We start from the raw sequence: 22377 nt of genomic DNA, 5'->3' as shown, positions 1-22377 counted from the left end.
GGCCGCTAATACAGGCCGAACTTGCAGCGATGGCATCAGAACCTGTACATCGCGCTGACGTTGGCCGTGCGTTCGGCATTGCGGTAGCACAGGTTGGGCAGGTAACCGCAGTCATACAGGGTCTGCTTGTTCAGCACATTGTTCACGTTGAGGGCGAACTGCCACGGCCCGCGCGACACGCCCAGCGCCGCATCCCATTGCGTCAGGCCGCCATTGCGGATGTTCAGGTTCTCGCCATCGGAGTTCGAGCGCATGGCGCCGAGAAAACGCATGCCCAGTGCCGCGTACGCGGGCAAGGCCGTGCCCAGGTTGAACGACTGGCGCGCCCACGCCGAGGCGCTGTGGCGCGGCGCGCCCGCTTGCTGCAAGCCCAGGTCGCCGTTATTGCTCTTTGTGACCTCCGTATCGAGGTAGGTGTATTGCGCGATCAGGCTCAGACGGCTGGCGAACTCCGTGCGCGCTTCCAGTTCCACGCCGCGCGAGCCGACTTTGCCCGTTTGCTGCAGGCGGCCCGGGTTGCCGATGTCGGACGTGGTGACGTTGTCGCGCACCAGGTCGAACACGGCGGCCGTGTAGCTGGCGCGCTGGCCCACGGGTTCGTAGCGCACGCCCGCCTCGAACTGCTTGCCGCGCGACGGTTTCAAGGCGTCGCCGTTGGCCGTGATGCCCAGCTCGGGCGAGAACGAGGTGGCGTAGCTGACATACGGCGCCCAGCCGCCATCGAACAGGTAGACGGCGCCCACGCGGCCCGTGGTGGCCGATGGCGACTGGTGGAAGTCCGGTTTGACGGCGCCGCTATGGAGGTCGGTGACGTCGCGCGATTGTGTCGCCTTATCGCGGCGCAGGCCCGCCGTGACGACCCAGCGGTCCCATTTCAATTGATCCTGCGCATACAGGCCCAGCTGGCGCGACGGCGCTTCAGCGCGTGTCGGCGCCTTGGCCGGAACCAGGGGCTGCTTGCCATACGCGGGCTGGTACAGGTCGATCGGCTCGATAAAACCCTTCTGGTGGCGGTAGTCGTCCGTGTTGCGGATATTCGCATAATCGACGCCCAGCAGCACCCGGTGCGCCAGGCCGCCGGTGGCAAACTGTGCCTGCAGCTGCGTATCGGCGAACAGGCTTTTCGACGCCGTATCGACGGGCATGAAATAGCGTTCCACCGTGCCATCGTCATTCAGGCCACCGGGGAACATGTCCGTGCGGTCGTTCTTCAGGCGCGTGTAGCGCAGGTTCTGGCGCAGCGACCACGTATCGTTGAACGTGTGTTCGAACTCGTAGCCCAGCATGGTGTTGCGGCGCTTGAAGCGGTTATCGTCGCCCATCAGGTTGACTTTTGGATCGACCTGGCCGCGCGGACCCGGCTGCAGCAGCTGGTTGGGAAACGCGTACTGCTGGTTGTCCTGCTCGTAGCGGGCCAGCAGGGTCAAGCGCGTGGCGGGCCCCGCCTGCCACGTCAGCGAGGGAGCGAAGTACAGGCGGTTGTCGTGGTCGCGGTCCAGCCGCGTGTGGGCTTCGCGGCCCAGCATGACGACACGGTAAGTCCAGGCGCCTGGCGCGTCGATGGTGCCGCCCACGTCGGCTTTCAGCTGGCGGCGCTGGTAGCTGCCGTATTCCACGCCCACTTCGCGCACGGCGTCCGCGCTGGGACGCTTGCTGACGGCGTTGACCATGCCGCCCGGCGGAATCTGCCCGTACAGCACGGAGGCGGGGCCGCGCAGCACTTCCAGGCGTTCCAGTCCATACGGTTCGATCGAGGCGCCAAAGGTGCGGCCCGAATTGCGCAAGCCGTCTTGCAGGATGCCGTTCGTCTCGATGGTGAAGCCGCGCAGCAGCGAGGAATCGTCGCTGCCCAGCGGGCGCTGGTTCGGCGTCACGCCGGCCGTGTAGCGCAGGGTTTCGTCGAGCGATTCGGCATTGCGGTCGCTGATTTCATCAGCCGTGACCACCGACACGGATTGCGGGTTTTCATTGAGCGCCGTATCCGTCTTGGTGGCCGAGCCGGCGCGCCGCGCCACGTAGCCGCGCACGGGACCCGTCGCCGTTTCGCGTTCGCTGCTGGCATTGATGGTGATGGCGGGCAGGGTGGCGCTGGCCTGTGCCGGCGTGGCTGCCGGTGCCGGGGCAGTCTCCGCCCGCAGCGCATACGCGCCGTTGGCGCCCGCCACCACGCGCACGCCTTGGCCGCGCAGCAGTTCTTCGAAACCCTGGCGCACCGTGTAGCTGCCCGTCAGGCCGCCGCTGCGCTTGCCCTGCAACAGGGCCGCATCGGCCGACAGTTCCACGCCTGCCGCGCTGGCGAACGTGGTCAGGGCCCGCTCCAGCGATCCGGCGGGGATCGCGTAGGGGCGCTTGGCTTGCGTAGTGTCGACCGTCTGGGCGTGGGCGGCGGAGGCCGTGACGGCCAGGGTGCCGACGGCGGCGCCAGCCAGGAACAGGGCCTGGATGGCGGCAGCTAGGGGAAACGGACGCAGCTTGGGTGCGGGTGCGGTCAGGCGAGGGGGCATGGTGCAAATCCTTGGAAAGTGGCAGGAAAAAATCGGTTCTTCCCGTATTCCGAACGAAAAGCCAAAACCCTCAACTTTTTTTCACTTATTTTTTCAGGAGGTGGGGCGCGGCCCCACGCTGACCCAATAGCGCGTGCGGTAGCGCAGTTGCACGGGCAGGCTGGCGGCCAGGTTGGCCAGCGAGCGGTCCGTGTCGCGCAGCGAATACACGCCCGTCACGCGCAGGCCGGCGATGGATGCGTCGCAGCGCAGCACGCCGTGGCGGTAGCGCCCCAGTTCGGCCAGCAGCTCGCCCAGGGGCATGCGCTCGGCCACCAGGCTGCCATCGGCCCAGGCGGCGGCGCTGTCTTCCACCTTGCCGATGTCCCGCACGGCATGGCGCGTATAGCCGGCGCGCTGGCCCGCCTGCAGGTGTACCGGCGCGGCGCTGTCTTGCGATGGCTGCAGGGCGACTGTGCCCTGGAACACGGCGACACGGCTCTCGCCGTCATCGACGCGCACGCTAAAGCGCGTGCCCAGCGCCGTGGCCGTGCCGTGCGGCGTTGCCACCAGCAGCGGGCGGTAGACGGGCGCCGCTTCATGCGCGCTGGTGACGAGGATGGCGCCGGCGCGCAGCACGATGCGCCGTTCGCCAGCGCTGTATGCCACGTCGATGGCGCTGGCCGTGTCCAGCACCACTTGCGTGCCGTCGGCCAGCATGATGGCGCGCGTCTCGCCAACAAAGGTGCGGTAGTCGCTGGCGGCCCGCTGCCACAGGTCCGTTTCGTGCGCCAGCAGGGCCGTGCCGCCGCCCGCCGCGATCAGGCCCAGCAGCTGCAAGGCGCGCCGGCGGCCGATGGCATGGCGCGGTGCTGGTGTCAGGGCGCCGCGCGCCACTTCGCGTGGCAGGGCATCGAATTGCCGGGCGAAGCACTGCAGCCGGGCCCAGGCCCGTTCGTGCTCGGGGTGGGCGGCGCGCCAGACGGCGCAGGCGTCGGCATCGGCTGCGCTGGCGTCTTCCGCCCACAGCCGTGCCATCCACTCGGCGGCGCGCTGCAGCACGGCGGGGGCGATGGGGGCGCTGTCCAGCTGGGAACTCATGCGCATTGCGCCGCGCAGCAGGCCAGCAAGGCGCGGGCGATGTATTTTTCCACGGACGAGACGGAAACGTCGAGGCGCGCGGCGATGTCGGCGTAGGCCATGCCTTCCAGTTTGCACAGCAAAAAGGCGTCGCGCACTTTATGCGGCAGGCTGGCCAGGATGGCGTCGATTTCCATCAGCGCCTCGACGATCAGCGCGCGCATTTCCGGCGTGGGCGCGGCCGCTTCCGGCTGCGCGGCGATGGCTTCCGCGTAGGCTGACTCGATATGCCGGCGGCGGAACAGGTCCACCACCAGGCCGTTGGCGATCTGCGCCAGGTGCTGGCGCGATTCGTCGGGTTCGGGGGCGCGGCCGCGCGAGATGATGCGCAGATACGTGTCGTGCGCCAGGTCGGCCGCATCGAAGGCGTTGCCCAGCTTGCGGCGCAGCCAGCCCTGCAGCCAGCCATGGTGGTCGCTATAGAGCACTTCGATTTGCCGGTGCAGTTCCAGTTCGGGGCGTAGCATGCAACCTTTCCATGCCACGGTCCACAGGACAGACAGGCCTTGATGCGATTGAGAATTGTTCGTATTGTAGCCCGATTGCCGGGACTTGTGGCCCGGCAGTGGCGGGCCAGCAACGCTATTCTCCAGCCGCTACGCCGAAATCAGCTTGATATCAGCCACCCGCTCCACCAGCCACACGCACGCCACCAGCGCGATGGCCAGCGAGCCGACGGTCAGCACTTGCCGGTACAGCCAGGTCTTGCGCAGCAACCAGGCGAGGGGCAGGAACGCGGCGACGATGGCCAGCTGGCCCAGTTCCACGCCCAGGTTAAAGCCCAGCAGGCTGGCCAGCAATGAACCCTGCGGCAAGCCCAGGTCGCGCAGCACGCTGGCAAAGCCGAAACCGTGGATCAGGCCAAACGCGAAGGCGGCTACGGGCCGTTTTCCCCGGAACAGCGGCAGCAGGTTGTTCAGCGCGGCCAGGATCACGGAAGCGGCGATGGCCGACTCCACCCAGCGCGAGGGCAGGGAGACGAGAGACAGGCTGGCCAGGCTCAAGGTGATGGAATGGGCAAGTGTAAAAGCCGTGACGACTTTCAACACGTCATAGAACGCCGCCTTCAAGCCGCGCTGCTGCTCGCGCAGCCCAGGCAGCAGCACGGCCGGCAGCAGTAAAGACAGCAAAAACAAAATATGGTCGTAGCCGATCCAGATATGCCAGATGCCGTGCTTGACGTAGGCGCCGAACTGCGCCAGGCGGTCCGGCGCGGCCAGCGAGATGGTCTGGCGCGGGCTGTCCGGGTCGAAGATGGCCGTTTGCGTGGAACCATCGCTATTAATCTTGAACAAGCCCTTGTGCTGAGGATCGAGGTCCGCGAACAGGGTGTAGCCGATGGTGAGGCTGGCCGGGGCAGCGCCGGGACAGCTGGCCTGGAAGCGCAGCACGCTGTAGGCGCCGTCCGTATGGTGGTCGATCAGCTGCTCGACGGCTTGCAAAGGGCAGACGCCCTGGTCGCTGGCCACCTGCAGGCGCTGCAAGGCGTAGGCGGCGATGGCGTCGTGGCGCGCGCGGATTTCATCCCACGTCAGTGCGCCGTCGCCATTGCCATCGAGGCCGATGGCGAAATCGAGGTCGCGCAGGGCGATATCCCATTGTCCCTCGATCTGCTGGCCGTGCACGGCCAGGCTCACATAACTGTCGCTGGGCTTGTGCGCTTGCGCGGGAGCCAGCCAGGCGCACAGCAGCAGGATGAACAGGCAGCGTTTCATAGCGCCCCCGCTTTCTTTGTGCTACTGAGTTTCTGCCCATCCTGCGGCCCCAGTTGCCTGACGAGCCGTTGCAGGGCCACGTCTTCCACGCCATTGGCGGCGATCCAGGCCAGCACGGCTTGCGCCGCCCCGTAATTGCGCGCGGCCAGCGCTGCTTCCAGCAAGATGCGCATGTCGGGCACTTCCTTCTGGATGACCCAGTTCTTCTGCGCCAGTTGCAGGGCCGCCGGCACATCCTGTTGCACAAACAGGGCGAAACGGGCTTGCTCGCGTTGGTGCACGGTATCGCCGCGCTGCATGGCGGCGTTGAAGCGGGCCGCCAGTTCCGCTTTCGCCGCCAGGAAGGCTGGCTGCTGGCCGGGCAGCGCTTGCAGGGCGAGCACGTAGCGCAGCAGCAGGGCATCGATGCGCTGCTGGTCTTTCAGCAGTTTGACGACTTCCTGCGGACGCTGGCGGTCGAGCAGGAAGTCCGCGTACGCACCCAGCAGATAGCTGTCGCGCGGCTGCTGCGCCAGCGCCCTGGTGTAGCGCGCTTCGGCCAGCGCTGATTCTCCGCGCCGCGTGGCCATTTCCGCCAGCAGGGTTGCGGCCCAGTTTTCCAGTTCGGGCGCCGCGCCGGCGCTTCTTTGCAAGGTCAGGTCCAGCAAACGCTCGCTGCTGGCGGCGCGGCCCGTGACGCTGGCGATATTGGCAAGGCAGGTGACGGTGACCAGTTGCGTTGTCAAGGCCGACAGGCGGGCGCAGGCCGCTGTCGCCTGGGCGTAGTCGCCCTGCACGGTGAGCACGGTGGCGCGCGTCAGCCAGGCCTGGGCGTTTTGCGGCTGCTGCGCGATGACGGCATCGAGATCATGCAGCGCGGGGCCGAAATGATGGGTGCTTTGCAGGATGGTGGCGCGCAGCAGGCGCACGGGGACGGGCGGCGCCGCTTGCCGCCACCAGGGCGCCAGCGCCGCTTGCGCGTAGCCCAGGTAGCGCGGGTCCGTTTCGCTGCGGGCCAGGGTGATGTAGCGCTGCGCCAGATTGCTCGCCAGCGCCAGGTCTTGCGGCGTCGTATCGAGTTGCTGGCGCAGGCCGCGCAGGGCCAGCTGCGTGGCGTCCGCGCGGCGCGGCAGCTGTTCGATGACGGCGCTGCCGTCTTTCGGCGTGTAGGGCGCAGCCAGTGCCAGCACGGGCAGGCAGGCGCACAGCAGGGAAATTGGTGTTTTCATCGCGGATGCCGTGAGCGGTGGGGGAACAGGGCGGGCGCCGGGGAGGGTTTCCCGGCGCCCGCTAGGGCTTACAGCGGCACCGGCTCCGTATTTTCCGGAGACGTCGACATGATGGCGTCGATGGCCACGCCGTCCTTGTCATCGCTGGTGGTCAGGATGACGTTGCTGACGGCCACATAGAAGGCGTCGAGCAGGACCACGGGCGGTGGATTGACGCCACCGTTGCCATTATCGCCGCCGTGGCTGCTGCTACCGCCGCCACCGCAGCCGGCAAGCAGGGCCGTGAGCGCCAGGGCGCCGCATGCATAGAGCTTTTTCATCGCGTTCTCCTGGTTACAGCTGCGGCGAACCGGCCACGGGATTTTTCAGGTAGGGGAAACCGGCCGTGAACGACGTTTCGTCGAGGAAGGCGCCGTCCGTGAAGTGCAGGGCGCCGGCGGGAGCGTCGGCCGGGGCGCAGCCGATGTTCAGGGTGCACAGCTTGCCCATGGCCACGCGCAGCACCACGTCGACCACGTCGTCGCCGGGGCGGCGGCCGTTCGGGAAGCCGGCGTTATCGCCGCCGATGACGCCGAGGCGGTTTTGCGCGCCCACATTGGTGGCCGCGATCGAGGTGTTCAGGCGCAGCATTTCGGACGCCGTCACGGTGACGGGCTGGTTCACGCCCTTGATGCCCGTTAAAAATGTGGCGACCAGGTCGTTGCGGGGGAAGTTGGTGGGCGCCTTGGCGCCTGCCGAGCCGAACAGCACTTCCACCAGCGCCGGCGCCGTCGGGTTGGTGACGTAGTCGGCAAATTGCGCATCGCCCGAAGGCTTGCTGGCGTTGAAGCGGTCCTTGTCCTTCAGGCCGATGACCAGTTCATTTACCAAAGGCATGCCCAGGCGCGACACTTGCACCCACGCGCCGCCTTCCTTCGAGGCCGTCGTAGCCGTGCCCGGCGCCGGGTTCAGCAGGCGGCCCTGGCGCAGGCTGGCCGTGGTCCAGCCGCCGATGACGGGGTCGGCGCCCGCCGTCAGGCAGGCGGTCGGTACTTCCATTTCGATGGCCGTGACGTTTTTCCGTGCCAGGTCATCCTTGGCAGCGGACTCCGCATTCGCGGCAAATTCCGTGGCAGGCGCCTTGATGTTGATCAAGTCGAACGTTTCGCCCAGGTTCACGACGAACGGGTCCTTGCGCTGGCCGACGAACATGCGCGCGGGCGTGGCGCAGCCGGGAATGTTGACGGCGTACACATGCTGCGCGGCATACGCGGCGTAGTTGGGGATGGCCTTGTTGCCGATATTGTCGACGGGCTTGTCGAAGGTCGTGCCGCCGCCCGTGGCATTCGTGACGCTGCTGCGCGTACCCGTGCGGCGGTCGCCCCGCACCACCGTCACGCTGTAGGTTTCGCGCACGTTCAGGCCGGCCGGGTTGACGGAATCGATGGCGCCGCCGTTGATGACGAGTGGAATCGAGACTTTCTTGCCGCCCACGGTGAACTGGCCATCCTTGATGGTGTTGGTGAAGCGGAACTGGAAGGTGAGGTCTTCCTTGCCGTCGCCGTTGTTGTCGATATGGATTTCGTACAGGGCGTTCGGGTCCATGGCGAAGTAATTCGGGCCGCCGTAGGCGTCTTGCAGGGGGATATAGTCGGCTACCAGCGTGGTGTAGGCGCCGCGGCCCGCTTCATAGCTGCGGAACATATAGAAGTCGGTGGCGTCGACTTTGGGGTTTTGCGTGATGAACGGCGCTTCGCGGTGGCTGGAAGCGTAGGCGGCTGGCGCGATGGCCAAAGTGAAGGAAACGGCGAGAAGGTTGCCCAGGATAGCGGCGCCCAGTGCGGTTTTCGAGTGTGACAATGACATTTCGATTCTCCCGATTTTTGTTAGCGTTGACAGACAAGTCCAAGAAACTGCAGGCTGCCTGACTTGTACGCACGGGGGGAGAGAACGGATTCAACTCTTCGGCAAGGGCCGAAAAAGCGTCACCAGGCCAGCACTTTCGGCCCGATGGCCGCGCCGATGGCGGTTGGCACCAGCATGCCAACTACGTACCAGAAACCGACGAAGCTGGCCGCCAGCTCGGGGCAGTGCAGGCAATACACGAGCGCGGCCATGGCGCCGGCGGCAAACCCGGCAGCCGCGCCGGCCAGGCGCAAGCGCGTGGGCGCCAGCTGGCGCATCAGGCGCAGCACGGCGGCCAGGATGGGCAGCGACAGCAGGGTGATCAGCAAGGGGCAGCTGCGCCAGGTGGCGCCCCAGAACAGCTCGGCCCGTTGTTCGGGCGGCGCTTCCTGCACGATGATGGCGCCCAGCGCCCACATCAGCAGCAAGGGCATGGCGAGCAGCAGGGGCAGGGCGCGGGTAGCGGCGCCCGGCACGCACAGGCGGCGGCTGACATGCCAGGCCGCCAGGCAGATGCACACGACAAAGCCCACCTTGATCCAGAAATCGGGCAGCAGGGCCAGCTGTTCCAAATTGGGCCGCACGCCCAGCAGCATGGCCATCAGCGCCACGCTGGCCAGCAGCCCGGCACCCAAAGTGGACGCGGCGCGCCAGCGGGCGCCCGGGGGCGGCGCGGCGGCCACGTCGGGGCCGCTGGCCAGCATGGCGATCAAATCATCGGTTTTCATGGTGCGCTTCCTTCTATTCGTAAATTGGCTGCCAGTGCCTTCAAGCCGCGATGCACGGCTACCTTGACGCTGGCTTCCGAAATCTGCATGGCGGCGGCCGTGTCGCGCACGGACCAGCCGTCGAGCTTGGTATGCACGATGGCGTCGCGCTGCTGCGCTGGCAACGTGGCCAGCAGCTTGCCCAGGTCGCGGCTGGCTTCGGCCGCCTCGGCATCGGCGCTGGAAAATAGTTCTTGCGCGCTATCTTCTTCGTCATACGGCAAGTGCTGCGCCTCGCGCCGCCCATGCCGGCGCAGCCAGTCGATCAATTTATAGCGCGCGATCGCATGAATCCACGACGTCAGCGGCACGCCCGTGTCATACGTCAGGCGCTGGTTGTGGATGGCCAGCAAACATTCCTGCACCAGGTCTTCCACCTCATCCGGCCAGCGCTGCAGGCGGCGCCGGAAAAACGCGCGCAAATGGCTGCTGCTTGCCTGCAAGAAACTGCGGTAGGCCGCCGCATCACCGTCGAGCCCGCGCAGCATCAAGCCATGCAGCCGCAATTCCGTGCCATGCAACTGCTCGCTTACAGGTATTCGTTGCATGCAGGCCTTTGGTGACAGGCGTTGAAAAAATAAATTTAAAAATAATTGAGGGTGGCTGTAACCAATCCGGCCATCGCGGCGAATTGACAGGCAAGCACGTTTCTTAATTCACGTTTCTTATTTCAATATACCGGGTAAAGACCATGGACATCAAGCACCGCCTTGCAACACTGTTTTTACCTGTCCTGAGCGTGACGATGGTAGCCCCGGCCATGGCGCAGATGGCGGCCGGCCAGCGCTGCGCCGTGCAAAGCGGGCCGCAGACGGCGGCGCTGGTGGAACTGTACAGCAGCGAAGGCTGCTCCAGTTGCCCGCCCGCCGACCAGCGCCTGAACGCCTTGCGCAAGGAAGCGGGCGCGGCCAGCCTGATCGTGCCGCTGGCCTTGCACGTCACGTACTGGGACCAGATCGGCTGGACGGACCCGCTGGCGCAGGCGCAATTCGATGCGCGCCAGGCCGAGCTGCTGCGCCACCAGCCGCGCCACGTGGCTTACACACCCCAATTCTTTGTGGGCGGGACGGAATTGCGCAGCTGGGATACGCAGTTGCCGGCCGCCATCCGCCGCATCAATGCGACCACCGCGCCCGTCGCTATTCGCCTGTCCGCCACGCCGGGGCCGGGTGGCAAGCTGCTGCTGGAAGCTGATGCCAGCGCGCCGGACGCACAGACGGGCGGCCAGTTGTATGTGGCCATCAGCGAAAGCGCCATCGTCTCGAAAGTGCTGCGCGGCGAAAACCGCGGCGCCACCCTGCATCACGATGCGGCCGTGCGCCTGTGGCTGGGGCCGGTTGCGCTGGCGCAAGGCCGTGCCCAGTTGCGCCGTGAAATCAATCTGCCCGCTAGCTGGCGCCCGGAACAGCTGCAAGTGGTCGCCTTCGTGCAGCGGGCCGACAGCAGCGCCATCCTGCAAGCCGTCAGCACGGCGCAATGCACGAAAGGAGTGTTGTGATGTCTACGCCGGCTGTTTCCAGCGCCGTGATCCACCCCGCCTGGCTGCGCCTGACGCACTGGCTCAATGCCGTGGCCGTCGTCGTGCTGGCCACCAGCGGCTGGCGCATCTATAACGCGGCGCCGTTTTTCCCGTTCGAATTGCCGCGCGCGCTGACCCTGGGCGGCTGGCTCGGCGGCGCGCTGCAATGGCATTTTGCCGCCATGTGGCTGTTGGTGGCCAATGGCTTGCTGTATCTGATTATCAATATCGTCTCGGGACGGCTACGGCGCCAGTTCTTTCCCCTCTCGCCGCGCCTGCTGCTGGCCGATTTTGCCGCCGCGCTGAAGGGCAAGCTGGCCCATGCTGACCCGCGCCATTACAACATGGTGCAGCGCGCCGCCTACCTGTTCGTCATGCTCGATTGCATCGTGCTGGTGCTGTCCGGTCTGGTGCTGTGGAAATCCGTGCAATTTCCCCTTCTGCGCGAGCTGATGGGCGGCTACGAGAGCGCGCGCCGCGTGCATTTCATCGCCATGGCGTTGCTGACGGGCTTTGTCGGCGTGCACTTGCTGATGGTGGCGCTGGTGCCGCGCACCCTGGTCGCCATGCTGCGCGGCCGCTAAGGAGATGAACATGAAAAAAACCATCCTCGTGCCGGAGCATGGCCAGGCCATGCTGGCCGACGCCTTGCGCCAGATCAAGCAGCCGTCGCGGCGCCTGTTCCTGCAGCGCAGTTTGACCCTGGGTGGCCTGTCCTTGCTGACGGGATGCAATGTCAGCGATCCGTCCGCCATCGAGACAGCCTTGACGGCGGTGTCGCGCATGAATGACACGGTGCAAGGCTGGCTGTTCGACCCGAACAAACTGGCGCCTACGTATCCCGATTCCATGATCACGCGGCCGTTTCCCTTCAACGCGTATTACGGCGAGGATGAAGTGGAAGAGGTCGATGGCGACGCCTGGCGCCTGGAATTGAGCGGCTTGATCTCCGACAAGAAGTCGTGGACCCTGCCGCAGCTGCGTGCCCTGCCGCAGGAAACGCAGGTGACGCGCCACATTTGCGTGGAAGGCTGGAGCGCGATCGGCAAGTGGGGCGGCGTGCCGTTTGCCCACTTCCTGCGGCGCGTGGGCGCCGACACGACGGCGAAATACATCGGCTTCAAGTGCGCCGATGATTATTTCACCAGCATCGACATGGCCACGGCCCTGCATCCGCAAACCATCATGGCCTTGACGTACGACGACCAGGAATTGCCGCCCAAATATGGCTACCCCATGAAACTGCGCATGCCGACCAAGCTGGGCTACAAAAATCCGAAACATATCCAGGCCATTTTCGTGACGAATACGTATCCGGGAGGGTACTGGGAGAACCAGGGCTACAACTGGTTTGGCGGTTCCTAGTAAGACCGGGGAGCCGGCCAGTGCGGCGTTGCATTGCCTTGTCGTACTAATCGTATTGCCTGCGGCAATGCGCCTGGCCCTGACCACCTCCCGGTCTTCCTGTTATTTAGCAGCAAGCAGCACCCGTAGCACAGCAACAGCTTTATCACCGGGCAATCTCGCCCATCCCACACTGAGACAAGGACTTATCATGAAAACCACGATCACCACCTTCGCCGCCATCCTCGCTTCCGCCATCCTCATGTCGGGCGCCGCGTTTGCCCAGGACGCCATGAAAAAAGATCCGATGGCCAAGGACGCCACGGCCGATGCCATGCACAAGGACGGCATGGGCAAGGACGGCATGAAAAAGCCGATGGCCAAGAAACACATGAAGAAGGACCACATGGCCAAGGATGGCATGGCAAAGGATGGCATGAAGAAGGATGAAATGAAAAAGGATGGTATGGCCAAGGATGCGATGGCCAAATAAGCGGGCAAGCAAGGTTTTGCATGGGCAGGCGCGCCACCCGGCGAGGATGGTGCGCCTGCCGTCGTTTGGCCAGCGGTTTGCTGATGTTCATTGCAATTTGCTAAAATTGAAAACTTATTTAATAGCAATTGCTGGAGTAACGATGCCGATGCATGAAGCAAGCTTCCCATTACGCTGTGCTGCAGCGGTGCTGGCCATCCTGCCCGGGCTTGGCCAGGCGATGCCGGGCGCGACCTGTCCGCCGCAAGTGTATCCGCACGAGGCGCGCCTGTATGAACTGGAAGGTAAAACGACCATGCGCTTTTCCGTGGGGCAGGATGGCAAGGTGGCATCGGCATCCGTGGCACGCAGTTCGGGGTGGAAAGTGCTGGACGATGCGGCGCTGAGCAATGTGCGGCAGTGCGTGTTCCCTGCTGATAGAGCGGCCAAGGAAAATTTTAGTGTTCAATATGTATGGGACCTGGACGATGCCGAGCTCTTGCGTCCCTTGCTGGTGCCCGGCAGCTGCCAGCCTTCCCAGCGCGTCCAGGGCTATAACAACCTCGACAAATCGGCCAGCAATGACAGCGGCGTAGTGCTGCGCATGTTTATCGGCAGTGAAGGAGCCCCTGCACGCATCGTGGCCGAAGCGCCAGGCGTGCCAGCGGAACTGGTCGAGGCGGCTGTTACCTATGTGCAGGGTTGTCGTTTTGCTATCGATACTGAAGTTGGCGGCACGCGTAGCTGGAGCACGTATGGCAAGGTGATGCTGCGCCGCCAGGCCCTGTAGTAAGCTTGCACTCTCCACATTGTTTCCCCGCCGAAGTCATGACTGAGCCATCCGCCGCCGCTGTTACCACCGTATCGAGCTCCTCCGATAAATCGATCCGCCGCCGCTCGCTGTTCGCCGCCTGCAGCGCGCATGCCGTGCATGACGGCTTGACGGACGTGATCTATGTGCTGTTGCCCATCTGGCAGGCGCAGTTTGCTATCAGCTACGCCATGGTGGGCCTCTTGCGCGGTTCCTACTCGGGCATGATGGCCGGCTTCCAGTTGCTGGCCAGCCGCCTGGCCAGGCGCTGGGGACGCGAGCGCATGCTGGTGGGCGGCACGGCGCTGGCCGGCATCGCCTACCTGATCGCCGGGCAGGCGGGCGGCCTGGCCGTGCTGCTGTTCGCCCTGCTGCTGGGCGGCCTGGGCGCCAGCACCCAGCATCCGCTGGCGTCTTCCATCGTCACCGACACGCACGAGGCGGGCGGCGGCGTCAAGGAGGCGCTGTCGCACTACAATTTTGCCGGCGATATCGGCAAGACCCTGATTCCCGCGCTGGTGGGCTTGCTGTTGCTCGTGTGCAGCTGGCAAGCCAGCGTTTCCCTGCTGGGCTTGCTGGGTCTGGCGGCGGCCGGCTTGCTGTGGTGGATGCTGCCGAAGCCGGGCGAGCTGCAGGCGGGCACGAAAAAGGCCAGCAAGACCATCACCGGCAGTGGCGCGAAAGGCAGCTTTCGTGCGCTGCTGGCCACGGGCACCCTGGACAGCGCCGTGCGCATGGGTTTTCTCACCTTCCTGCCATTCTTGCTGAAAAGCAAGGGCGCGGGCACGGCCGGCATCGGCGTGGCCCTGTCCCTGCTGTTCGTGGGCGGCGCCTTCGGCAAGCTGCTGTGCGGCTACCTGGGCGCGCGCATCGGCATGATGAAGACCGTGTGGCTGACGGAATCGATGACCTCGCTGCTGATCGTGCTGGCCCTGTGGCTGCCGCTGGCCGGCGTCATGGCCATGTTGCCGCTGCTGGGGCTGGCGCTGAACGGCACTTCGTCCGTGTTGTATGGCGTGGTGCCGGAGCTGGCCGAGCCTGGCAAGCGCGAGTATGCGTTTGCGCTGTTTTACACGGGCAGCATCGGCGGCGGGGCGATGTCGCCCGTGCTGTTCGGCGCGCTGGGCGACCATACGAGCGTGAACACGGCCTTGCTGGCGCTGGCAGCCGTATTGCTGCTCACTTTACCGTTGGCATGGAAAGTGCAACGGGGCCTGGCGCACGGCGGCGCCACATGACACTACGCATACATCTGCCATTGCCGCGCGATAAGCACGATACGCAGAACGCGCAAGCCCTTATTGCCTTGCCATGGAACGACATTGCTCCAGCCATGCCGGAGATACTGGAATGGGTGCAAGATGCGAACTGGCCCGTGGCAGCCGTGCTCCTGCCGTATCTGGCCGGCATCGGTCCGCGCCTCGCTCCCTATATCAAAACGGTGCTGGCCAGTGGCGACGCACAGTGGAAGTATTTTGTGCTGCAGGGTATTGTGCGCCATTCACGGGAGCTGGCGTTCGAATTAGGCGGGGAATTGAAACGCTGCGCTTATGCGCCAACAATCGAAGAGCTGGAGGAAGGCGTGGCCGAGGTGGCCCGGGAAATCCTGCAATGCCAGTTAATCACCGTGCCCAGTCAATAATCAGGGTCATGATTGGAGCGCATCAGTATTGAATGTGCGTGCGTGTGGCCATTCCTGCAATAGATAGGCGACAATCCGGTCCGAATATTTGTCGGCATCCGGGTTTTGAAAACTCTCTATCATTTAACAGGAAGATTACATGGGCAATTTTAGTATCCCGCAAACCAATAAAGCACTCGCAGTGTATTTGCATGGCAAGACGGTGCCTATGCTCTTTGCGGTATTTGCGGCGATCCTGGCGGCAGTGGCGGGTTTCGTGCTGTACCTGAGCACGACCTTGCCCCAGAAGACACTCACTGATGTGCAAGCCATGACCTTGCGTAACGGCGCCAAGCTGGGCACGCACAGCAATTTGACGATTCTTTATGGCACGGCGGCTTTTCTATTGCTGATCGCACTGCTGGTGCTGGTCATGCGCGCGGTAATGCTCAAGCGGCGGAAGAGCCGTTTTGAATTGCATGAAGACGGTGTGGTGCATGAATTGGACGGTATTCGCAGCTACGCTGCCTTTGCCGATATCGAAGACCTGTATCTGTTCGCTGGCGGCTCCACCGCCATGGCCGGCATGATTAATAACTTAGCCTATCGGACGGGTGCCGACCAGCCCTGGATATGGGCTACCGGAGAACTCAAGCGCTTTGACGAGTTCATGGACGAGTTTCGTTCCCGTTACCTGGAAGACCGCATGCCCGTCCTGAAGAAAAAACTCGCAGACGGCGAGTGCGTGAATTTCCGTTACATCAGCAGCGGCGACGTGTACAAGAAACGCTTGTTCGGCAATTTCCTGAATGTCAAGACACAGGAACTGGCATTATCGGCGCAGGGCTTGCATGTGGATGGCGTCACCTGGCCTGGCACCAGCCTGAAATGCATGAATCAGAATGACTGGACCGAGAAACTGACGATCAAGGATGCGGCAGGCAGCACGGTATTTTCATGCATCGGCACGGGTATTCTGAGTTTCGACCTGTTCGCCAATATGCTGGACGACGAGATTAATCAGGCCGGGTAAAAAATCCGGCGAAAGTATGCCTCCCGCTACAGGGAGGCTTGCGACCGGGCTATCCCGGTCGGCAGTCAGTTTCAGATAAAAAATGAAAACACATTGACTGTCGAATGACGAATATCAAAAAAACATTACATGCGCTCATGACGTGACTTGCCCGCCAGCACCGCCATCGTCTACACTCGCCGCATGAAAAATTTTGAAAAGCGGCGTGACCGCTATGATTTGTTCCGGGCGTTTGACAATCCCCTCGTCAACATCAACTTCCAGCTCGACGTGCCGGACTTCCGGCCGTATTGCAAGGCACGGCAGATTCCCGTGTTTCACTTTTTCCTGTTTTGCCTGCTCAATACGGTCAAGGAAATCGACAACTTCATGTACCGCATCTACCAGGGTGAAGTGATACGCATCGACGATTTCCCCGCCTCGTACACCGTCATCAACGGCGATGAGAACCTCAATTACACGCGCTTCGCGATGACGGACCAGCTCGATCTATTCATCGCGCGCAGCCTGGACGCCAAGCGCCTCGCCGAAGCCAGTTCCGCGCTGATCAATACGGGCGAGGGAGAGAGCGAGCGCCAGCAGCGCAACAATATCTTCATTACCTGCTTGCCATGGCTGGAACTGGCGGCCATCGAGCACCCGATCTACCGCCACCGCGACGCCGACATCCCGACCTTTACTTGGGGCAAGTTCGGCCCCGCGCAGGACGATGGCCGCATGCGGGTGCCGTTTTCCACGCAAGCCCACCATGGTTTTGTCGACGGCTACCATGTGCAGAAACTGGCGCAGGCGCTGGGCCAGCGCATCGCCGCCATCATTTCCTAGGTCGACAGATAATCGCTTGGCGCCTGGTCCAGCACGCGGCGGAAGGCGGCCGTGAAGGCGCTGGGGCTGGCATAGCCGAGGTCGAGCGCGATCCTGGTGACGGCTTGCCCGTCGGCCAGGCGCGTGATGGCCGCCAGCAGGCACGCTTGCTGGCGCCACTGGGCAAAGGCCAGGCCCGTCTGGGCACGGAACTGCCGCGTAAAGGTGCGTCGGCTCATGCCCGCCTGCGCCGCCATTGTGTCCAGGCCGCTGTCCAGGCTCGGTTGCCGTAGAAATTCCATGCATAGCCGCGCCAGCCGGGGTTCCTGCGGCAGGGGCGCGTTCAGGGGCAGGGGCTGGGCGGCGGCAATCTCGTCGAGCAGCAAGGCCATCAGCCGTCCGGCGCGCGACGCTTCCGCATACATGGCTTCCACGGTCACGGCCTCGGCCAGCAACTGGCGCAGCAGCGGCGAGGCGTCCAGCACCTGGCAGTGGGACGGCAAGCCGGTTCCGGGGATGGCGGCGGCGTCGATAAACACGTTGTGCATGGTCACGGCGCCATGCATGCGCATGCCGTGGATGAGCTGGGCCGGTACCCAGCAGGCGCGTTGCGGCGGCACCAGCCAGTTGCCTTGCGGCGTGTGCACGCTGATCACGCCGCGTGCTGCATACGCAAATTGCCCGCGCGCATGGCTGTGGCTGGGAAAGACAGCATCAGGCGCATGGTCGCGCGCCGTGGCGATCAAGGGGCGCGGCACTTCCGTATAAAAATCATCCATGGCCCATACTCTACAGTATTTGACCTGGCATCGAAGGCGGGCCGCTCGCTGGCCGCTTACCATTGACTCTTTTTCAGGAGTGAACATGCACAATACCTATCACCGCGTGGGCCATGGCCCGCACGCCGTCATCGTCCTGCACGGCTGGTTTGGCGACGCCAACGCTTTTTCCCCGATGGAAGCGGCCCTCGATGGCGACGCTTTCAGCTATGTCTTCATGGACAATCGCGGCTATGGCGGCATGCGTGGCGCGGCAGGGACGTACTCGATTGACGAAGTGGCCAAGGACGCCCTGGCCTTGGCCGATGCGCTCGGTTTTGCGACGTTCAGCGTGGTGGGCCATTCCATGGGCGGCATGGCGCTGGAACGGCTGGCCTTGCTGGCGCCCTTGCGCCTGCGCAAACTGGTGGCCGTGGCGCCCGTGCCCAGCTGCGGCGTGGCCTTCGATGCAGCAGCCCGCGCGACGTTTCTCGCGGCCGCTGATAGCGTGGCGGCGCGGCGCGCCATCATCGATCGCAGCACGGGCGGGCGCTTGCCCGCCACCTGGCTGGATTGGAAGGCGCAATATTCGTGGGAAAGGTCGGATCCAGCCGCGTTTGCCGCCTATTTTCTCGCCTGGAGCGGGACGGATTTCAGTGAGGAAATCAAGGCGGCGCGCGTGGCACTACCGTTGCTGGCGCTGGTGGGAGAGCACGACCCCCGTTTCGATGCGGCCCTGATGCGCCGCACGTATCTGGCGTGGTACCCGCAAGCCCGGCTGGAGGTGCTGGGCAATGCGGGACACTATCCGATGAATGAAACGCCGCTGGCCCTGGCGGCCAGCATCGAGACGTTTCTACTGCAGTAGTACTTAGCTGTAATTATGCCGCCTTGCTGCGCAGGCGCAGCAGGCTCAGGCCCAGCAAGACGAAGGCGCCGCCCGTGATGCGGTTGAACAGCTTGGCGCGGCCCGGCGTGGCCAGCTGGGTTTTCAGCAGGCGCGCCAGGTTGGCATAGAACAAGTGGGCCAGCATGGCGCAGGCGACAAACGAGGTCGTCAGCACGGTGAACTGGATGGCCACGGGTTCGCCCGGCGTGATGAATTGCGGGAACAGTGCCGAGAAGAACAGGATGGCTTTCGGATTGGTCAGCGCCACCGTCAAGCCCTGGCGGAAGAGTTTCCAGAACGAATTAGGATTCGCCGCGCCGGCCACCACGGGCGCATCGGCCACGACGCTGGTCTTGCTGCGCCATTGCTTGATGCCCAGGTACACCAGGTACAGGGCGCCAGCCAGTTTCAGCAGCATGAAGGCCGTGGCCGAAGTGGCCAGCACGACGCCCATGCCGGCCATGGCCACGCCGGAAATGATGAACAGGCCAAAACCATTGCCCATGCTGCTGATCATCGCGCGGCGGGGGCCGACGGCGATAGCATTCGAGATAGCCAGCAAGACGGCCGGGCCGGGAGAAAACGTGACGAGCAGGGCGACGCTGCAGAAAAGCAGCCAGTTCGAGAGATGCATGGGTGTTCCTGGATGGGGGCCGAAGCCGGATTGAGAGTCAAAACACTCATATTGTACGAAGTTTTCGGCTCTCGTGTCGGCTAGCCTGGGCGGGAACTGGCCAGTTTCAGGCAAACAGGCTGGCGACCACATGGTTGATGGCGGCGCCACCGGCGATCAGCCAGCAGAACAGCAAGCCGGCCAGCAGCAGGGGTTTGATGCCAGCGCGGCGGATGGCCGACATGTGCGTGGTCAAGCCCAGGGCCGCCATGGCCATGGCCAGCAAGGCCGTATCGAGATCCGTGATGGTGGCTACCGTGCCCGCTGGCAGCAGGCCCAGCGAATTGAAGGCGACCACGGCAATAAAAATGAAGGCGAACCAGGGGATGGCCAGCTTGGTGGCCTTGTCGTGGCCGCCGGCCTTGGCTTTGCCGCGCGCCAGCACCGCCGACAGGATGACGAGAAACGGCGCCAGCATCATTACACGCACCATCTTGGCGATCACAGCCGCATTCGCCGCCTCTTGCCCGATCGACTTGCCGGCCGCGACCACCTGCGCCACCTCATGCACGGTCGAGCCGATGTACACGCCAAACGCAGTGGGCGTGGCGCCCAGCACTTGCCAGCCCAGGTTCAGCTGATACAGCAGCGGGTACAAGAAGATGGCGATGGTGCCGAACACGACGACGGTGGAGACGGCCACGGTGACGTCTTCGCTGCGCCCCTTGACGACGGGCTCCGTCGCCATCACGGCCGCCGCGCCGCAGATCGAGCTGCCCGCGCCGATCAGGATGGCGCTGTTGCGTTCCAGCTTGAACACCTTGGTGCCGAGGAACATGGCCAGCCCAAACGTGGACGCCAGCACCAGCGCGTCGATGGCGATGCCGGCCAGGCCCACCTGGCCAATATCCTGGAACGTCAGGCGGAAGCCGTACAGGATGATGCCGAGTCGTAATAATGTCTGCTTGGAAAAGGTTACACCTGCGCCGCACGTGGGCGCCAGTCGGCCATACAGGCTGTTGCCCAGCACAATACCCAGCATGATGGCCAGGGTCAGGGCGCTCATGCCGTGGCTTTGCATCCATTCCAGCTTGCCCAGTTGAATGGCGCCATAGGCGATCACGCCGCTGAGCAGTAGGCCGGGCAGCAATCGGCCGTAGCGGTCGCTGAAATTTGTTGTGTTGCTTGTTGATAGGGATGGCATGCCGTACTCCATGTTTTTATGCGTATGGCATGACTGTACAGTTCGTCGATTAAATGGTAAAACGGATTATTTTTGTATGTTTAACCTATTAAGTGAGTACATGAGATGGCGTTGACCTTGCGGCAACTGCAGATTTTCCTGGCCGTGGCGGACACGGGCAGCACCAGTGCGGCTGGCGAGCAGATTGCGCTGTCGCAATCTGCCACCAGCGCGGCCCTGAATGAACTGGAAACCTTGCTCGGTGCGCAACTGTTCGACCGGGTGGGCAAGCGACTGCTGCTCAACGACAATGGCCGTTTGCTGTTGCCGCAGGCGCGGCAGATGCGCGACGGGGCCGCCAGCATCGAGCGCCAGTTCGCGGGCGCGGACCCGTCCGTGCCCGTCAGCCTGCAAATCGGCGCCAGCACGACGATAGGCATCTATCTGTTGCCGCAGATTCTGGCGCAGGCGGCGCAGCAATACGGGCGCAGCATCCCGCAAGTGACGATTGCCAACACAGCCGACATCGCGGCCGCCGTGGCCGAGTTCCGTGTCGATATCGGCCTGATCGAAGGGCCGTGCCACGAAGCGGGCTTGCTGGTGGAACCGTGGCTGACGGACCAGATGCTGATCGTGGCTGCGCCCACGCATCCGCTGGCCCAGCTGCGCCATTTGCTCAGTTTTACGGAGCTGAACCAGGCGGGCTGGCTGCTGCGCGAAGCGGGCTCTGGCACACGCGAAGCCGTGGAGCAAGCATTGGTGCCGTATCTGCACTATCTGCGCGCCGCAGGCGAGTTCAGCAATTCGGAAGCCATCAAATATGGCGCCGCGGCCGGTCTCGGCATCGCCTGCCTGTCACGGGTCGTCGTGGCAGATTTGCTGGCCAGCGGGCAACTGGTGGAGCTCGAGACCATGCTGCCGCCCCTGGAGCGCAACTTTTATCTGATCCGCCAGTCCAAGAAGATTCTCTCGCCGCGCCTGGCTGGTTTCCTGGAATTGTGCCGCCACGCGTCGCGCATGGCGGGCTAGGGGGCGCGTCTTACTTGGGCCGTGGTGGCGACAGGTTCGCATCGGGCGGGGCCAGCGTACCAGCGCGCAACCGCTTGACGGCTTCCGCCACGGCGCGCGCCACGTTGCACACTTCTTCCTGCATCTTGGTGTCGCGGTCCAGGGTGTCATGGCTTTGCGCGTAACTGTCGTAATAGCCGATGTAGCGGTCCAGCCGCGACTTGGCGCCCGCGTCGACCAGGCCCATCCAGTCCAGCCAGTCGGACAAACCCCGCCGCACGCCTTCGATGCCGGCCACGTCGCCGTGCACGACGAGGCCATAAGCGCGCCCGGCCAGGTGTTTCGGGTAATTCCAGCCTTGCAATTCCAGCGCTTTCGCTTCCACGGCTTTCTTGCCGTGCGTGGACGTGGGATCGGGGTTGCCGCCATCGGCGCACACGAGCCGGTCTATCATCAGTTTCAGCACGCTTGGCGTCTGGTACCAGTACACGGGCGTGAGGATGATGACGGCGTGCGCGGCCGTCCAGCGTTCGTAAATCTCCGCCATCCAGTCATTCGTCTGCCGTGTGCCATGGTTCGGGTAGCAGCTGCACGGCCAGTGGCACAGGGGCATGGCCGTTGAGACGCAGCCCTTGCACGGATGAATGTGCAAATCATACGAGGAGGTCAGCAGGCTCAGGTCCAGCACGTCCGCTTCGATGTGGTCGGCCTGCAATATTTCACTGGCCCACTGCGTCATGCGCCACGTCTTCGAGATTTCGCCGGGGCACGAACCGTCATTGCGCGCCGCGCCGCAGATCAGCAGCACGCGCGATGGCGTGGCGGAATCTTTCTGGCGCGTTTCGGCGGCCAGCAAGCGGTCGCGCGTGGCTTTCCACTCCACGGACAAGTCGTAGTCGGGGTCAAGAAAGCCGGGCCCCGCTTTCTGTGTCACTGGCGCCTTGCGGCCATCCTGGTAATTCTTCCACGCCACTTCTTCCACCTGCACCAGGGCGTCGCGCACGGCGTCGAACGTGGGATCGGCAAACGAGCGGATGAATTGCAGATGAAATTCAACCCTGCCCAGTGGCGCGGGCGCCTGGCCCAGGCGTAGCTCGGGAGTGGAGGGAGTGGCGACCATGGCTT

Annotated in this window: 24 protein-coding genes; 11 read left to right on the top strand and 13 right to left on the bottom strand. The window is 64.0% G+C overall.

Annotated features, from left to right (window positions below; all coding sequences use genetic code 11):
• Positions 1-35: 35 nt before the first annotated feature.
• The 9 genes from SJI03_RS23030 to SJI03_RS22990 form a co-directional block, all read right to left on the bottom strand.
• A complete protein-coding gene (locus SJI03_RS23030) occupies positions 36-2504 on the bottom strand; it encodes a TonB-dependent siderophore receptor (protein ID WP_322428739.1) in 2469 nt (822 codons plus the stop codon).
• Between the two features lie 93 nt (positions 2505-2597).
• Positions 2598-3584 carry a FecR domain-containing protein gene (locus tag SJI03_RS23025; protein WP_322428738.1) on the bottom strand — a complete coding sequence of 329 codons (987 nt, stop codon included), beginning with the start codon at positions 3582-3584 and terminating at the stop codon, positions 2598-2600.
• The gene (locus SJI03_RS23020) at positions 3581-4090 is read right to left on the bottom strand and encodes a sigma-70 family RNA polymerase sigma factor (RefSeq protein WP_322428737.1); all 510 of its coding nucleotides are present in this window, start codon (positions 4088-4090) and stop codon (positions 3581-3583) included. The genes SJI03_RS23025 and SJI03_RS23020 overlap by 4 nt, the downstream gene beginning before the upstream one ends.
• 129 nt (positions 4091-4219) lie before the next feature.
• Positions 4220-5338 (bottom strand): HupE/UreJ family protein, encoded by a 1119-nt coding sequence (locus tag SJI03_RS23015; RefSeq protein WP_322428736.1) that lies wholly within the window; start codon positions 5336-5338, stop codon positions 4220-4222.
• Entirely contained in the window at positions 5335-6546 is a 1212-nt protein-coding gene (locus SJI03_RS23010) for a hypothetical protein (RefSeq protein WP_322428735.1), read from the bottom strand. Before SJI03_RS23010 ends, SJI03_RS23015 begins: the two co-directional genes overlap by 4 nt.
• A 68-nt stretch (positions 6547-6614) precedes the next feature.
• Positions 6615-6866: a hypothetical protein gene (locus SJI03_RS23005; RefSeq protein ID WP_322428734.1), complete on the bottom strand. Its 252-nt coding sequence runs from the start codon at positions 6864-6866 to the stop codon at positions 6615-6617.
• A gap of 13 nt (positions 6867-6879) precedes the next feature.
• Positions 6880-8391, bottom strand: coding sequence for a DUF4331 domain-containing protein (locus SJI03_RS23000; RefSeq protein ID WP_322428733.1), 1512 nt, complete (start codon positions 8389-8391; stop codon positions 6880-6882).
• Between the two features lie 119 nt (positions 8392-8510).
• Positions 8511-9158 (bottom strand): DUF1109 domain-containing protein, encoded by a 648-nt coding sequence (locus SJI03_RS22995; protein ID WP_322428732.1) that lies wholly within the window; start codon positions 9156-9158, stop codon positions 8511-8513.
• Complete coding sequence (locus SJI03_RS22990) at positions 9155-9745, bottom strand: sigma-70 family RNA polymerase sigma factor (protein WP_322428731.1); 591 nt, start codon at positions 9743-9745, stop codon at positions 9155-9157. The genes SJI03_RS22995 and SJI03_RS22990 overlap by 4 nt, the downstream gene beginning before the upstream one ends.
• A gap of 143 nt (positions 9746-9888) precedes the next feature.
• Between SJI03_RS22990 and SJI03_RS22985 the strand changes: the two genes are divergently transcribed.
• From SJI03_RS22985 to SJI03_RS22945, 9 genes are all read left to right on the top strand, one after another.
• Entirely contained in the window at positions 9889-10695 is an 807-nt protein-coding gene (locus SJI03_RS22985; RefSeq protein ID WP_322428730.1) for a DUF1223 domain-containing protein, read from the top strand.
• Positions 10695-11300: a cytochrome b/b6 domain-containing protein gene (locus SJI03_RS22980; RefSeq protein ID WP_322428729.1), complete on the top strand. Its 606-nt coding sequence runs from the start codon at positions 10695-10697 to the stop codon at positions 11298-11300. The genes SJI03_RS22985 and SJI03_RS22980 overlap by 1 nt, the downstream gene beginning before the upstream one ends.
• A 4-nt stretch (positions 11301-11304) precedes the next feature.
• Positions 11305-12081, top strand: coding sequence for a molybdopterin-dependent oxidoreductase (locus SJI03_RS22975; protein WP_416208782.1), 777 nt, complete (start codon positions 11305-11307; stop codon positions 12079-12081).
• Between the two features lie 190 nt (positions 12082-12271).
• On the top strand, positions 12272-12553 hold the full coding sequence (locus tag SJI03_RS22970; protein WP_322428727.1) for a pentapeptide MXKDX repeat protein: 282 nt from the start codon (positions 12272-12274) through the stop codon (positions 12551-12553).
• A gap of 142 nt (positions 12554-12695) precedes the next feature.
• Positions 12696-13322: an energy transducer TonB gene (locus tag SJI03_RS22965; RefSeq protein ID WP_322428726.1), complete on the top strand. Its 627-nt coding sequence runs from the start codon at positions 12696-12698 to the stop codon at positions 13320-13322.
• A 38-nt stretch (positions 13323-13360) separates the two neighbouring features.
• Complete coding sequence (locus SJI03_RS22960) at positions 13361-14581, top strand: MFS transporter (protein ID WP_322428725.1); 1221 nt, start codon at positions 13361-13363, stop codon at positions 14579-14581.
• Between the two features lie 20 nt (positions 14582-14601).
• A complete protein-coding gene (locus SJI03_RS22955) occupies positions 14602-14985 on the top strand; it encodes a DUF5071 domain-containing protein (RefSeq protein WP_322428724.1) in 384 nt (127 codons plus the stop codon).
• Between the two features lie 139 nt (positions 14986-15124).
• Positions 15125-15997: a hypothetical protein gene (locus SJI03_RS22950; protein WP_322428723.1), complete on the top strand. Its 873-nt coding sequence runs from the start codon at positions 15125-15127 to the stop codon at positions 15995-15997.
• A 147-nt stretch (positions 15998-16144) separates the two neighbouring features.
• A complete protein-coding gene (locus tag SJI03_RS22945) occupies positions 16145-16822 on the top strand; it encodes a CatA-like O-acetyltransferase (protein ID WP_322428722.1) in 678 nt (225 codons plus the stop codon).
• On the opposite strand, the gene SJI03_RS22940 is transcribed toward SJI03_RS22945, so the two are convergent.
• On the bottom strand, positions 16819-17580 hold the full coding sequence (locus tag SJI03_RS22940) for a helix-turn-helix transcriptional regulator (protein WP_322428721.1): 762 nt from the start codon (positions 17578-17580) through the stop codon (positions 16819-16821). The two genes, SJI03_RS22945 and SJI03_RS22940, sit on opposite strands and share 4 nt — an antisense overlap.
• Before the next feature lie 85 nt (positions 17581-17665).
• Here SJI03_RS22940 and SJI03_RS22935 point away from each other — a divergent pair, with 85 nt between their 5' ends.
• Positions 17666-18427 carry an alpha/beta hydrolase gene (locus SJI03_RS22935; RefSeq protein WP_322428720.1) on the top strand — a complete coding sequence of 254 codons (762 nt, stop codon included), beginning with the start codon at positions 17666-17668 and terminating at the stop codon, positions 18425-18427.
• 13 nt (positions 18428-18440) lie between these two features.
• On the opposite strand, the gene SJI03_RS22930 is transcribed toward SJI03_RS22935, so the two are convergent.
• Both SJI03_RS22930 and SJI03_RS22925 read right to left on the bottom strand, forming a co-directional pair.
• Positions 18441-19082: a LysE family translocator gene (locus tag SJI03_RS22930; RefSeq protein WP_034755914.1), complete on the bottom strand. Its 642-nt coding sequence runs from the start codon at positions 19080-19082 to the stop codon at positions 18441-18443.
• Positions 19083-19188: 106 nt separating this feature from the next.
• Positions 19189-20265 (bottom strand): YeiH family protein, encoded by a 1077-nt coding sequence (locus SJI03_RS22925; protein WP_322428719.1) that lies wholly within the window; start codon positions 20263-20265, stop codon positions 19189-19191.
• A gap of 105 nt (positions 20266-20370) precedes the next feature.
• On the opposite strand from SJI03_RS22925, the gene SJI03_RS22920 reads away from it, so the two are divergent.
• Positions 20371-21273 (top strand): LysR family transcriptional regulator, encoded by a 903-nt coding sequence (locus tag SJI03_RS22920; RefSeq protein ID WP_322428718.1) that lies wholly within the window; start codon positions 20371-20373, stop codon positions 21271-21273.
• A 10-nt stretch (positions 21274-21283) separates the two neighbouring features.
• Here SJI03_RS22920 and SJI03_RS22915 read toward each other — a convergent pair whose 3' ends face one another.
• The gene (locus SJI03_RS22915) at positions 21284-22372 is read right to left on the bottom strand and encodes a flavodoxin family protein (protein WP_322428717.1); all 1089 of its coding nucleotides are present in this window, start codon (positions 22370-22372) and stop codon (positions 21284-21286) included.
• Positions 22373-22377 lie beyond the last annotated feature (5 nt).

This window comes from Janthinobacterium sp. GMG1 (assembly GCF_034427795.1).
Lineage (GTDB): Bacteria > Pseudomonadota > Gammaproteobacteria > Burkholderiales > Burkholderiaceae_D > Janthinobacterium.
The sequence above is the reverse complement of the archived record's forward strand: the minus strand, read 5'-3'. Positions and strand labels throughout refer to the sequence as shown.